9 protein-coding genes are annotated in these 15101 nt (G+C 39.7%); all 9 read left to right on the forward strand.

The features are described 5' to 3' along the window. Nucleotides 1-37: 37 nt before the first annotated feature. The 9 genes from D1816_RS26100 (at nt 38) to D1816_RS10785 (ending at nt 15092) form a co-directional block, all read left to right on the forward strand. On the forward strand, nt 38-3760 hold the full coding sequence (locus D1816_RS26100) for a hypothetical protein (RefSeq protein WP_240338690.1): 3723 nt from the start codon (nt 38-40) through the stop codon (nt 3758-3760). After that, the gene (locus tag D1816_RS26105) at nt 3757-3978 is read left to right on the forward strand and encodes a hypothetical protein (RefSeq protein WP_240338691.1); all 222 of its coding nucleotides are present in this window, start codon (nt 3757-3759) and stop codon (nt 3976-3978) included. Before D1816_RS26100 ends, D1816_RS26105 begins: the two co-directional genes overlap by 4 nt. A gap of 30 nt (nt 3979-4008) precedes the next feature. After that, a complete protein-coding gene (locus D1816_RS10755) occupies nt 4009-4725 on the forward strand; it encodes a hypothetical protein (RefSeq protein WP_118502788.1) in 717 nt (238 codons plus the stop codon). A 14-nt stretch (nt 4726-4739) separates the two neighbouring features. Further along, nucleotides 4740-10355, forward strand: a complete 5616-nt coding sequence (locus D1816_RS10760) for an S-layer family protein (RefSeq protein WP_118502791.1) — start codon at nt 4740-4742, stop codon at nt 10353-10355. Between the two features lie 228 nt (nt 10356-10583). Continuing rightward, the gene (locus tag D1816_RS10765; RefSeq protein ID WP_118502793.1) at nt 10584-11735 is read left to right on the forward strand and encodes a gliding motility-associated C-terminal domain-containing protein; all 1152 of its coding nucleotides are present in this window, start codon (nt 10584-10586) and stop codon (nt 11733-11735) included. A 452-nt stretch (nt 11736-12187) separates the two neighbouring features. Next, nucleotides 12188-12736, forward strand: coding sequence for a ClpP family protease (locus D1816_RS10770; protein WP_066313502.1), 549 nt, complete (start codon nt 12188-12190; stop codon nt 12734-12736). Nucleotides 12737-12782: 46 nt separating this feature from the next. Then, a complete protein-coding gene (locus D1816_RS10775) occupies nt 12783-13508 on the forward strand; it encodes a M15 family metallopeptidase (RefSeq protein WP_118502795.1) in 726 nt (241 codons plus the stop codon). A gap of 53 nt (nt 13509-13561) precedes the next feature. Further along, a complete protein-coding gene (locus D1816_RS10780; RefSeq protein ID WP_066313508.1) occupies nt 13562-14035 on the forward strand; it encodes a CAP domain-containing protein in 474 nt (157 codons plus the stop codon). A 289-nt stretch (nt 14036-14324) separates the two neighbouring features. Further along, nucleotides 14325-15092 carry a M48 family metalloprotease gene (locus D1816_RS10785; protein WP_066313510.1) on the forward strand — a complete coding sequence of 256 codons (768 nt, stop codon included), beginning with the start codon at nt 14325-14327 and terminating at the stop codon, nt 15090-15092. The last annotated feature ends 9 nt before the right edge of the window (nt 15093-15101 follow it).

Genomic DNA, 15101 nt, shown 5'->3' on the forward strand with positions numbered 1-15101 from the left:
GGAGCTACTGGAGCAACAGGACAAACTGGTGCTACTGGTGCAACAGGACAAACTGGAGCCACTGGACAAACAGGAGCTACCGGAGCAACAGGACAAACTGGAGCAACAGGTCAAACTGGAGCCACTGGACAAACCGGAGCCACTGGACAAACAGGTGCTACTGGTGCAACAGGACAAACCGGAGCAACAGGTCAAACTGGAGCTACCGGAGCAACAGGAGCTACTGGTGCAACAGGACAAACTGGAGCTACCGGAGCAACAGGACAAACTGGAGCAACAGGTCAAACAGGAGTTACTGGTGCAACAGGTCAAACAGGAGCTACCGGAGCCACTGGACAAACAGGTGCTACCGGAGCAACAGGACAAACTGGAGCAACAGGACAAACTGGAGCAACAGGACAAACAGGAGCAACAGGTCAAACAGGTCAAACAGGAGCTACTGGTGCAACAGGTCAAACTGGAGCCACTGGACAAACAGGTGCTACTGGTGCAACAGGACAAACAGGAGCCACTGGGCAAACAGGAGCTACTGGTGCAACAGGACAAACTGGAGCAACAGGACAAACAGGAGCAACAGGTCAAACTGGAGCAACAGGACAAACAGGAGCTACTGGTGCAACAGGTCAAACTGGTGCAACAGGACAAACTGGAGCCACTGGACAAACAGGTGCTACTGGTGCAACAGGACAAACAGGAGCCACTGGGCAAACAGGAGCCACTGGTGCAACAGGACAAACTGGAGCAACAGGACAAACAGGAGCCACTGGTCAAACAGGAGCTACTGGAGCAACAGGACAAACAGGAGCTACCGGAGCAACAGGTCAAACTGGAGCAACAGGACAAACAGGAGCTACTGGTGCAACAGGACAAACAGGAGCCACTGGGCAAACTGGAGCTACTGGAGCAACAGGACAAACTGGAGCCACTGGACAAACAGGAGCTACCGGAGCAACAGGTCAAACAGGAGCCACTGGGCAAACAGGTGCTACTGGTGCAACAGGACAAACTGGAGCAACAGGACAAACAGGAGCCACTGGTCAAACAGGAGCTACTGGAGCAACAGGACAAACAGGAGCCACTGGGCAAACTGGAGCTACTGGTGCAACAGGACAAACTGGAGCCACTGGACAAACTGGAGCCACTGGACAAACAGGAGCCACTGGACAAACAGGAGCTACTGGTGCAACAGGACAAACCGGAGCTACCGGAGCAACAGGGCAAACTGGAGCAACAGGACAAACCGGAGCAACAGGTCAAACAGGAGCTACCGGAGCAACAGGTCAAACAGGAGCCACTGGACAAACAGGTGCTACTGGTGCAACTGGAGCCACTGGGCAAACAGGTGCAACAGGACAAACAGGAGCAACAGGAGCAACAGGACAAACTGGAGCTACTGGTCAAACAGGTGCAACAGGACAAACCGGAGCAACAGGACAAACAGGAGCTACCGGAGCGACAGGACAAACTGGAGCGACAGGACAAACTGGAGCAACAGGACAAACAGGAGCAACAGGACAAACTGGAGCTACTGGAGCAACAGGACAAACTGGAGCTACCGGAGCAACAGGTCAAACTGGAGCCACTGGACAAACAGGTGCTACTGGTGCAACAGGACAAACAGGAGCTACTGGAGCAACAGGACAAACTGGAGCTACCGGAGCAACAGGTCAAACTGGAGCCACTGGACAAACAGGTGCTACTGGTGCAACAGGACAAACTGGAGCAACAGGACAAACAGGAGCCACTGGTCAAACAGGAGCTACTGGAGCAACAGGACAAACTGGAGCCACTGGTGCAACAGGACAAACAGGTGCTACTGGTGCAACAGGACAAACTGGAGCTACCGGAGCGACAGGTCAAACAGGAGCTACTGGTGCAACAGGACAAACTGGAGCAACAGGACAAACAGGAGCCACTGGTCAAACAGGAGCTACTGGAGCAACAGGACAAACTGGAGCCACTGGACAAACAGGAGCTACCGGAGCAACAGGTCAAACAGGAGCCACTGGGCAAACAGGAGCTACTGGAGCAACAGGACAAACAGGAGCCACTGGACAAACAGGAGCTACCGGAGCAACAGGACAAACTGGAGCAACAGGACAAACAGGAGCCACTGGTCAAACAGGAGCTACTGGAGCAACAGGACAAACTGGAGCCACTGGACAAACAGGAGCCACTGGGCAAACAGGAGCTACTGGAGCAACAGGACAAACAGGAGCCACTGGACAAACAGGAGCTACCGGAGCAACAGGACAAACTGGAGCAACAGGACAAACTGGAGCTACTGGAGCAACAGGAGCAACAGGACAAACTGGAGCCACTGGACAAACAGGTGCAACAGGACAAACAGGAGCCACTGGAGCAACAGGTCAAACTGGAGCCACTGGACAAACAGGAGCTACCGGAGCAACAGGTCAAACAGGAGCCACTGGGCAAACAGGTGCTACTGGTGCAACAGGACAAACTGGAGCCACTGGACAAACAGGAGCTACCGGAGCAACAGGTCAAACAGGAGCCACTGGGCAAACAGGAGCTACTGGTGCAACAGGACAAACAGGAGCAACAGGACAAACAGGAGCAACAGGTCAAACTGGAGCAACAGGACAAACTGGAGCCACTGGACAAACAGGTGCTACTGGTGCAACAGGACAAACAGGAGCCACTGGAGCAACAGGTCAAACTGGAGCTACTGGTGCAACAGGACAAACTGGAGCAACAGGACAAACAGGTGCAACAGGACAAACAGGAGCAACAGGTCAAACAGGAGCTACTGGAGCAACAGGACAAACTGGAGCCACTGGACAAACAGGAGCTACTGGTGCAACAGGACAAACTGGAGCTACTGGAGCCACTGGGCAAACAGGAGCTACAGGACAAACCGGAGCTACCGGAGCAACAGGTCAAACAGGAGCCACTGGTCAAACAGGAGCTACAGGACAAACCGGAGCTACTGGAGCTACCGGAGCAACAGGTCAAACTGGAGCCACTGGACAAACAGGTGCTACTGGTGCAACAGGACAAACTGGAGCCACTGGGCAAACAGGTGCTACAGGACAAACCGGAGCTACCGGAGCAACAGGTCAAACAGGAGCCACTGGTCAAACAGGAGCTACAGGACAAACCGGAGCTACTGGAGCTACCGGAGCAACAGGTCAAACTGGAGCCACTGGACAAACAGGTGCTACTGGTGCAACAGGACAAACTGGAGCCACTGGGCAAACAGGTGCTACAGGACAAACCGGAGCTACCGGAGCAACAGGTCAAACAGGAGCCACTGGTCAAACAGGAGCTACAGGACAAACCGGAGCTACTGGAGCTACCGGAGCAACAGGTCAAACTGGAGCCACTGGACAAACAGGTGCTACTGGTGCAACAGGACAAACTGGAGCCACTGGGCAAACAGGAGCTACTGGTGCAACAGGACAAACCGGAGCAACAGGTCAAACAGGAGCTACCGGAGCAACAGGACAAACAGGTGCCACTGGGCAAACAGGAGCTACTGGTGCAACAGGACAAACCGGAGCAACAGGACAAACAGGAGCTACCGGAGCGACAGGACAAACTGGAGCAACAGGTCAAACAGGAGCCACTGGGCAAACAGGTGCTACTGGTGCAACAGGTCAAACTGGAGCCACTGGACAAACAGGAGCAACAGGACAAACAGGAGCAACTGGAGCTACTGGAGATGCATTTATTAGAGCATTTGGTAAAGTTGCAGCAAATGGTAATGCTATTAGAATTCAAGGAGCCACTGTTGTGAAAAATGCTGGTACAGGTAACTATACTGTTACATTATCAACACCTAGAACAACAGCGGACTATACAGTTCATGTAACCGTATTTAATTCTACAATTCTTCAAACAACTGCTCAGGTTACTAATCAAACTACTAGTAGCTTTACAATTCAGTTGTATGCAAGTAATGTATTCTTATATACAATCGATAGAGATTGGTACTTTACCGTTGAGGATTTTTAAACTCGACTAATAAAATTTAAATAAATAATAATGAGGTTATTAATTTTATCTTTTCTCTTTCCATATATCGTAGCAGCACAAGTGCTTCCTGCTGGAGCTACCCCTGTATCGGGACTTCCACAAGGAACTACTGCTCAAATCACTGCCGTTACCACAGCTTTACAGGGTTTCATGGCATACAGTACAGATGAGCGTATCATTTACTATTATGATGGAACAGCATGGATACCTTTTACAGATGACCAAACCGCTGCTGAAGTTAATACAATTGCTTCGTCAATAGATTTAAATGGTGACGGTGCTGTAAATGCAGCCGATATTATAGATGTAGATGGGGATGCAACTGTTGATGCAACCTTACAAGATGTGGTCGAGGCAATAACTCCAATAACTTCCAAAGCTGGACGTGTCTTCTACCCACCTTCTATTGAAATTGATGCTTCAACAATATCGACTACTAATGAAACTATTAATCTGTATCAACAGTATGCCAACCAATATGATTTAACTCAAAATTCAACAGTTATTAATGGTGTAACTGTAAATTATCAAACAGCAAAAAGCACTAGTGCTCCAAATAATATTCCTATTTATACTGCTGCAGAACTTGACTATTATGTAACCTTTGCTGATTCGAGTGTATTTAACATTATAAGTCTTTCAGATACTGGTATATTAACTTATCGAATTGTCGGCACTCCTACAAGTGATAATACATTAATCAATGTAGTTTTCGTGGTTAGGTAATAAAAATATTGTACATGCAAATTTTTAATTACATTAAATTAATTTTAATACTGCTTTTACTTTTTGTAAAAGCAGACATTTTTGCACAAACAAATGAAGACTTTGAGTCCTATACAACTGGATCAGTTCCCACAGGATGGACAATCTCTGGAACTGCATCTACAGGAGATTTTGAAATTGGAGCTCCAACTCAAAGAACTAATAGTGGAGTTATTACTCAACTTGCAGGCGATCACACGCCTGCCCCTGGGGTAAATGCGTTATTTACCGCTCCAAACGTTAGTGATGGAAACGAAGATGTTGATGGTGGAACTGCAACAGTAACATCTCCAACATATACGGTTACTTCTGCATCTACACTTTCTATTTGGTATTTTTTCGGTCAAAGAGATTTTAATGATGACCCAGGAGATGATTTTTTTCTCTTAGAATATTCAATTAATAATGGGGCTAGCTATACTGACTTAGTATCTATAGGAGATGTAAGAATAAATGCAGTATGGACAGAAGCCACAGTCGCTATTCCTGCTGGTTCAAATGTAAGAATTCGAGTTTCTGCTGCGGATGGTGCAGGACCTGGGGATTTAATTGAAGCCGGAATTGATGATATTACAATAACACCAAATGTTCCTGTGATTTCTATAAATGATGTATCTGTAAACGAAAACGCAGGTACTCTAGATTTTACAGTTACTCATTCTGGAGGCGATCTTTCTGGTGGATTTACTATAGAATATAGTACTGCAAATAATACTGCACTATCAAGTCAAGATTACACAGCTACTGGTGCTCCCAACCCTACTATTTCATTTACTGGATTGACAGCTTCAAACCCGACAGAAACAATATCAATACCGATAACTGATGATAATTTTGTAGAAGGTGCAGAAACTTTTTTTGTAAATCTAAGTAATCCAAGCGATAGTTCAGTCACTTTTGCAGATTCACAAGGTCAAGGTACTATTAACGCTAATGATCCAGCCTCCTTATCTATAGATGATGTTACTGTTAATGAAGGTGATGGCACTGCTACATTTACTGTTTCCTTATCAGGAAATACAGACAGTGGCTTTACCGTTGAATATTCAACAACTAATGGGTCTGCACTAGCAGGTTCGGATTATACTGGTACTAGTGCCCCTACTCCTACTATTAGTTTTACAGGTAATTCGCTTAATGAAACACAACAAATAACTATACCAATTATTGACGATTCTGATGTTGAAGCAGATCATAATTTCTTTGTTAATCTTGGTACAGTAAGTAATGGTTTAATTACAATAAGTGATGGAACCGGAGAAGCTACTATTGAGGATAATGATGCTGGTATTAGCATTGCAGATTTAACCACTATAGGAGAAGCATCCGGCACAGCTACATTTGTTGTCACCCATATTGGGGCAGATGTCCCAGGTGGTTTTACAGTTAATTTCAGCTCTGCTAATAATACCGCAACCGCACCTGGAGATTATACCGCCACAAGCTCCCCTCCTGCCATTTCTTTTTCTGGAACAAGCGGTGAGACACAAAATATTCCTGTTACTATAATCGATGATCTAGATATTGAAGGTAACGAAAGCTTTTTTATAAACTTAACTTCGGTTAGTAATCCATTAGTATCTATTACTGATAATCAAGCAGAAGGAATAATTATTGATGATGAAATTCCTTTTATCATTACTGATGGCGTTACAGATAATACTTGTAGTGGTGTTTTTACCGATACAGGTGGTTTAAACGGAAATTATAGTGATAATGAAGGAATCACTTATACATTATGTCCAGATACCCCCGGTAGTGTAATTGTTTTAGATTTTACTGCTTTTAATGTAGAAAATTTTTTTGACGGACTATCTATTTATCAAGGTACTACTACTACTACTTTGATAGATACTTTTGACAATGATAATATACCAAGACAAATAATTTCAACAGATGCCTCAGGTTGTTTAACCTTTGTTTTTACATCTGATTTTACAGTAAACGATGATGGCTGGGAAGCAAATATATCGTGTGCTTCGGTTTTCTTAAACGTAAGTAACGTTACTGTAAACGAAGCAGCGGGCACTGCCACTTTTGCGGTGACTTTAAATGGTAATGTCCCGGGTGGTTTCACAGTAGACTACGTAACTGATGACGGTACTGCTCTTGCTGATTCGGATTACACCACTACAACGGGTACATTAAACTTTTTAGGAAATGATACTGAATCATTTAATGTGACTGTACCCATTATCAACAATACATTTGCAGAGAATGATGAGATTTTTTATCTCACACTTAATAATGTAAGTAACTCGAGTGTTGGATTAATCGAAGGTATTGGGACGATTACTGATGATGTTGGAGATACAGTAGTTAATGATGATGTACCTTTGACTCTTTTCGATGAATTTAATGGGTATTATGATTATGCATTAACAGGAGGATCATTAAGGACTGCTTCTGATGCCGTCGACCCTTGTGATATTGCCGATTCGTCATCAAATACTTTAACAACAACTATACCGGCAGGATCTACTATAGATAAAGCCTACCTTTTATGGGCACATGCTGGTCCCAGTGCAGATGATGTTGTGGTTTTTGAAGGACAAAATGTAACTGCCGAAGTTATTAATTCTACGAATGGAGGAACATTTTATGGTATGGTTGGAGATGTAACGTCAATTATAAACGGAATTACGGATCCTTCAACAAATACTTTTGACTTCACAGGTTTAACCGTTGATAATCGAACATTATGCGCTGGAACTGTGGTTATAGGAGGCTGGTCGCTAATGATATTTTATACAAATCCTGCTTTTCCTGCTGTAGGAATTAATATGTATAACGGTTTTGATCTTGAGGGAGGAGGAGCTGGTAGTACTACCACTTATACTCTAGGTGGTTTTTATGCTATTGGTGCGGCAGGCTCCAAAACCTCAGTTTTGTCTTGGGAAGGTGATCAAGGAATTGCTGGCACAGAAGAAATATCACTAACTGTTGGTGCCAACAATACAACACTTAACGGAGATGGTGATAATACAGGAGGTACTCAAAACCTATTTAATTCTACAATTTATGACAATACAGTTTTACCTGTAATAAATGATACATCTGTATTTGGTTTAGATTTAGACACCTATGACGTATCTGCTTTAATTGGACCTGGAGAAACTTCTGCCACTACCGAAGTTACAACAGGAGGAGATGTTGTTATCCTAAACACAGTATTATTAAAAGTACCTAGTAATTTGATTACTGGTAATGTTTTTGAAGATATAAATTATCCCGGTGGTCAAGGAAGGACTTTAGCCACTGCCTCTGGAGCAGGAATTAATGCTGCAACTGTAGAATTATATAGAGAAACAAGTCCAGGAGTGTTTGCTTTAGAAGAAACAACTACGACTGATAGTACGGGAGAATATACTTTTGGAGGAATGGCAGATGGAACCTATAGAGTTCGTGTTGTAAATAATACAGTAAGATCTACAAGAGGAGGAGGTACAGCATGTACTTCTTGTATACCCATTCAGACTTTCAGAGTTGATTATGCATCCGGCGGTACATTTACAAATCAGCTTGATGAAGTTGGAGGTGCGGATCCCACAGCCACAGATGTTGGAACAGGAACACTTACCGGTGCACAAACAGTATCTAGTGTAACCATAAATGGTGAAGGTGTTGTTGGTCTTGATTTTGGTTTCAATTTTAATACGATTGTAAATACTAATGAAGATGGCCAAGGATCTTTAGATCAATTTATCATAAACGCTAATACGCTTGATGAAACCGGACTAGACATCCAAGCCCATCCAAATGACGCAGCCTTAAATCCAGCTGCGGGAGAAGATACTTCAATATTTATGATTCCCACAAATGCTGATGCACTTGGTAGAACCGTAGATCCAAATTATATAGTCGCAGATGGATATTTTGATATTATTATAAGTAATGGAAGCCCACTTACAATACTAACAAGTGATAATACTAAAATAGATGCGAGAACGCAAACTGCATATTCGGGAGATACAAATACAGGAGTTGTAGGATCAGGAGGTGCATTAGTCGGTGTATCTGCAACAACATTACCTGATTACAATCTACCTGAAATACAAGTTAGAAGTGATTTTGGGGATGTGTTACAACTTCAAGGATCAAATAATACGATACGAAACTTAGCAGTATATGGTGGGAATCGAAGAGCAATAGTTCAAATTTCGGGTTCTGATAATCTCATATCATCAAATTTACTAGGCGTAAACGCACTTGGTGTTTTAGGCACTGTGGGTGTTGGGTCATATGTAGATGATGGTGTTGAAGTTAGAGGAGGTACATCTATAATTGACAGTAATTACATTGCTTCAAATACTGATTTTGGTGTGGTAATAACCGGAGGAACTTCTACTATAATCAGAAACAACCATTTTACAGGTAACGGCTACAGGTCTTGCGATTATAATATTAATATTCAAGGAGGCAGCGGTGTTGTTATTAGCACAAACCTTATTGAAAACTCAGAAGCTACCGGAATCAATGACGATGCCGGAAGCGTTATAATAACCGAAAACACAATTACTGGATCAGGAGCCAATACAGGAGGCGGTTGTACAGAAATTAGTGGTATTGAATTAACTCAAAATAATTCTACCGTAACAAGTAACGTTATCAATAATAATGCAGGTGCAGGTATAATAGTAACCGGAGGAAATACTTCTGGAAATCGTATTTCTCAGAATTCTATCTTTGCTAACGGTACAACAACACCTTCATTAGGAATAGATATTAATAATGATGGGGTGACTATAAACGATAACAACGATAGTGATAATGGCCCCAATACAACGCTAAACTTTCCGATAATTGAATCTGCAACGATTAGAGGAACAACATTGAGAATTACGGGTTGGGCTGGTGCTGGAGCTACAGTTGAATTCTTTTTAACCGATATTAATCAGGGTACCGCTGCTGCCGGTGATAATCAGATTGCAGGACCTTCTGGAGCTGTTTCTCGTGATTATGGAGAAGGGCAAGAGTTTATTATTTCTGCAGTAGAAGGAAGTATCGATGATACTGATAGTACAGTCTCAAACTACCCTACCGATGTAGACGGCAATACAGATACTACCAATAGATTTGATTTTAGAATTACTTTAGGAACTACAATTCCTAGAGGCAGTATGCTAACCGCTACAGCTACAGTAGCAAACTCAACATCAGAATTTGGAAACGGATTTATGGTTACAGCAGCTACTGTTATTACCAATAGAAGAATTACATATAGAGTAACTGCTAGAACTCCTATTGCCCCAACAGGAACATTAACCAGTGATCTATCTATTAATACTTTTGCCGACGGGCAATTTGGAGCGGGCAATCCATATCAATTGCAAGTTCAAAACACTACGGCTACACCATTTAATTATGAAATATGGATTGAAAATGTCCCTTACTCAACTATTCCTGGTCTAAATTTAGGAAATCATACCCTGCAGACCTCGAGTAATGGAGATGGAACTTTTAATTTCTTATTTACAAGTACTACAGCTTTAGGTGCATTTCAAACAACTATAATATCTGGTTCTGGAGGAGCCCCTAGTCCACCAGGAACTGGACCTGCTTGTGGTTGCGTAAGTTTTTATAAATTGTAACCCCATTATAAATAAAATAATTTAAAATCATAAAAAAGTAAAGCACATGTCAAAAACCACCCCTATACAAATCTGTTATTTTTTCATTTAATCGGCACAAAAACGCATTTTATCGATATTTTTTCGGTTTTTATCGGAGAAAAAGTCTTTTGAGTGTAAGTTTTTGAGTATATTTACCACCTATTAATTACTGTTTAACCGTAATTTATATTAATACCCCCGAATACTTTGAAAAAGATAACATACACAATCGCATTCCTTTGGACCTTAACATCCATAGCCCAGCAAACCTTATTTTGTAACTTTGGTAATATCCAAACGCACGATCAAGCACAAATTGGATTTCATCTTGATGTAGTTAATAATGGTACATTTGATGAAAACAATGGCGGAACCGTAGGTTTTTATAATCAGACAGGAAGTCTAAATATTTCTGGAGATAATCGTCCTACTTTTCATGACATGATTGTCGATGTAACAGGAGACTTATTCTTAGACGTTGCAGTAGAGGTGACTAACTTTCAGGAATTTGTAAACGGAAGAGTACAAACTCCGAGAGATAGACGAAACGTTTCTTTAGATTACACTAATGATGCCCCATACTTAGGAGAAAATGATGAACGATATGTAGATGGATATGCATCGATAAATGGTGATTTAAATTTTACTTTTCCGGTTGGAGACGATTTTAGACTTCGCCCTATAAGTATTGAAAATGAAGCTGCTACTAATACAGCAAGGAGTGCTTATTTCTTTGAAAACCCTAATAACCCTAACTTTTTTCCATCGAATTATGACACAAACAACTTTAGTAGTTCACTATTTGGTGTAAGTACTTTTGAGTTTTGGGACTTAGATGGTGATATTGAAACAAGAGTTACACTTACTTGGGATGATAATAGTAACATTCCTACCTTAACAGATAACTTAGAAGACCTAAGAGTTGTGGGTTGGGATAGCAACTTAGGGCAATGGGTAAATCTAGGAAATACCGGAGCAACAGGAAACTTAGACAACGGACAAATTACCTCAGATGTAATCATTCCTGATAACTATACTATAATAACATTCGGCACGTCTGATATTATCTTAGATGGTGATCTTGAAATATTTACTGCTGTATCACCAAATGGAGATGGTTTTAATGATACTTTTATTATACAAGGTATATCCGAGCTTCCAAATAACGAACTTTCTATTTTTAATAGATGGGGAGTAGAAGTTTACAATAAAAAAGGATATGACAACTCTTGGGCTGGAATTTCTGAAGGAAGAGCTACTATAGCTAAAGGAGAAGAATTGCCTGTAGGTACTTATTACTATGTATTAAAAATAGAAGGATTAAAAGATCGAGCAGGATATTTATATATTAACAGATAAATACTAACTTGGTTTTAGTGTTACTTGAATGATAATTAGTCTAAAACTCTATATTTAGACATAAAACTATTCGATTAAAAGTCAGGTTAAAAACTTATTGCGAGAATTATCCGAATCCAAATAGTATTTTAAGTACAGATATTGTTCATATTTCAGATGTTCTTATCATAGAAAATAAATCGGTTTCTGGTTTTTCCTAATTATAATAATATACTAACCGTTCTCCTGTATTCTTTTATTTAAATTATCATCTCGATTTTGTGTTTTTATTTAGAATGTTAGTTTCTATTATAAAAAACACGAAAATTATATAAATATTCTTCAGTTTACTTACCCATACATTTCAAAAATAATTATACTTTTAACCTTACTATTTTTTAAATAATAAAAAATAAGGATATTAGAACTTGCATGTCTATTTTTAGACTTATTAAAAAATTAAAACCATACTAATGAAAGATAAATCAGGAAAAATCCAGGATCTTATAGATAAAAAATTCTTAGAAGAGCGCAGTGTTTTTTTATGGGGTCAAGTAGATGATAAATCTGCTAAACATGTTATCGACAGACTTATGTATCTTGATATGATAAGTGATGATGAAATTAAATTATACATTAATAGTCCTGGTGGTTATGTAACTTCGGGCTTTGCCATGTATGACACTATAAAAAGTCTTAAAAGTCCGGTTTCTACAATATGTACTGGATTAGCAGCTTCTATGGGATCAATTTTATTAAGTGTTGGTAAAAAAGGAAGTCGTTTTATACAACCTAATGCTAAAGTTATGATTCACCAGCCAAGTGGTGGTGCAAGAGGTCAAGCCTCGAATATCGAAATCCAAGCAGCTGAAATACTTAAAACAAAAGAACTAAGTGCACAAATTTTAGCAGACAACTGCGGTCAGGATGTTGAAAAGGTACTAAAAGATTTTAACCGAGACTACTGGATGGATGCAGAAGAATCTCTTGCTTATGGTATTGTAGACGGTATTTTAGAATAACATTTTAATACTTCATTCCAAAAAAATATGTTTTAATCCTAATATTATGATAAGACGAAACTTTATTGGAATGAGTATTTTAGGAAGTCTGGGGCTTTCATTATTGTCATTTTCTAAATTTCAAGAATTATTTTCAAAGGATGATCTTATGGGTAAAAGTGACCCCGTCCTTTTAGGTGATGATTATAAAATAAGAAAAGAAGCATATCATGCTTTTATAAAAATGAAAGCCGCAGCCTTAAAAAGTGGTTTTGATATTAAAGTAGTTTCTAGTTATAGAAATTATGCTCACCAAAATAGAATTTGGGAACGTAAATACAAAAAGTTCACCTCAGACGGACTTTCTCCTTTAAATGCCATACAAAAAATTGTAGAATATTCGACAATTCCAGGTACTTCAAGACATCACTGGGGTACAGATCTAGATATTGTTGATGGCAATGCTCCCCAACCTAAAAGTTTATTGTTAGAAAAGAATTTTCAAGGTGATGGACCGTTTTGCAAGTTTAAAGAGTGGATGGATAAGCATGCACATACTTTTGGTTTTTATTTAGTCTATACAGACAAGCAAGATAGAAAAGGATTTAAATATGAACCCTGGCACTATTCTTATGCCCCTCTTTCTATTCCTTTATTAAAGCAATATCGAAAATTAGATATAGCTGCAGAATTAAAAAAAGCAAAATTATTAGGCAGTGAACACTTTAGCAAAACCTTTATAAATCAGTATATTAGTGAGAATATTTATGATATTAATCCAAAATTATTATAATAGATATACTAAAAATATACTATTTTAGTTATTCATAATAAATACCCCAAATAATGAAAACTAATTTAACTGCTTATTTTTGTGCTTTTATAGTACTACTTACCGTATTTTCTTGTTCTGAAGATGAAAGTCCCGCAGATATGGGCGCTCCAAATGAAACATCTGTAGCAGATGAAATTCTAAGATTAGTAAATGAACATAGACAAAATCAAGGTCTTGCTAGTTTAGAAAAAAACACAACTGCACAGCAATTAGCAATAGACCATACTAACTACATGATCGATCAAGGTCGTATTAGCCATGATGGTGGAGATGCTAAATTTCAAAAGCTAAAAGAAGAAGAAAACGCTCAAGGGTTTGGAGAAAATGTTGCTTCTGGTCAAGATTCTGCACAGAGTGTTATGACAGGGTGGCTTAACAGTACAGGACACCGTCAAAACATAGAAGGAAATTATACGCACATAGGCATTGGTGCAATTAAAGATAGTCAAGGAAGATATTACTATACTCAAATTTTTTATAGATAAAGTTAACTATGCAAACTCAACACGCTAGTTTGCACTAAACACGCTCTTAACAGGAGTGTTACCTCTAGTAAATTGCTTACTAAAAAATGTCATCACGACTATATTTTGGTAAGCAATTTTTTATATCAACTCTTTTTTTAATTACTACTGTAGTAATTATTCAAAACTATAAAGTCACTCTTCCTTCACATCTTGGTACTTTTTTTATTCTATTTTTTGAAATGTCATTCTAGTCACAAGGAACAATAATTTATTATTTATTAACTTTAAGAAATAAAATAAAATTATAATGAGACGAGGTGGCTTAAAAATCCGAATACTTATTGGTTTAGCTATTGTTGCCTTTGCATTTATTAAGAAATGCAATAATAAAACGATGAATCCCTATACTGATAGAGTACAAAATATTAATATGACAAGCGATCAGGAAATTGCTATAGGATTACAAAGTGCTCCAGAAATGGCTCAGCAACATGGAGGATTATATCAGGATCAGAAATTACAAAGTTATATCGATATGATTGGCGATAAATTAGTAAAGGCTAGCATGGCTAAGCAAACACCTTATCAATATGAATTTCATCTTTTAGCCGATCCAAATACTATTAATGCCTTTGCCCTACCTGGTGGTCAAATTTTTATTACATATGCCCTACTTTCCAAATTAGAAAACGAGGATCAAGTTGCTGGAGTTCTTGGGCACGAAATAGGTCATGTTTTAGGAAGGCATTCTGCAGAAAGAATAGCTGAACACGATTTTTGGAAAACAATATCTACTGGCGCATCTGTTGGAGCCGATGCAGGAGGAATTGTAAATAGTATAGGCAAAAATATATTGCTTGGTAACGGAAGAGGAGATGAATTAGAAAGTGATAAACTTGGTGTTTTATTCATGATTAATGCAGGATACAATCCTGAAGAAATGATTGGCGTTATGAAGGTATTGAAAAATGCAGCAGGTCCAAATCGTACTCCCGAATTTCAAAGCACACATCCCGATCCTGACAATCGTATAGAAAAAATAAGAGAGGCTATTGCAGAGTATAGCGGTCAATAGTCACTTTTG

This window comes from Aquimarina sp. AD10 (assembly GCF_003443715.1).
Lineage (GTDB): Bacteria > Bacteroidota > Bacteroidia > Flavobacteriales > Flavobacteriaceae > Aquimarina > Aquimarina aggregata.

Bases quoted from the DNA above. Each gene is read 5' to 3' on its own strand.
- D1816_RS10780 (WP_066313508.1), top strand. From the start codon at position 13,562: ATGAAAACTAATTTAACTGCTTATTTTTGTGCTTTTATAGTACTACTT.
- D1816_RS10775 (WP_118502795.1), top strand. From the start codon at position 12,783: ATGATAAGACGAAACTTTATTGGAATGAGTATTTTAGGAAGTCTGGGG.
- D1816_RS10760 (WP_118502791.1), top strand. From the start codon at position 4,740: ATGCAAATTTTTAATTACATTAAATTAATTTTAATACTGCTTTTACTT.
- D1816_RS10755 (WP_118502788.1), top strand. From the start codon at position 4,009: ATGAGGTTATTAATTTTATCTTTTCTCTTTCCATATATCGTAGCAGCA.
- D1816_RS10785 (WP_066313510.1), top strand. From the start codon at position 14,325: ATGAGACGAGGTGGCTTAAAAATCCGAATACTTATTGGTTTAGCTATT.
- D1816_RS10770 (WP_066313502.1), top strand. From the start codon at position 12,188: ATGAAAGATAAATCAGGAAAAATCCAGGATCTTATAGATAAAAAATTC.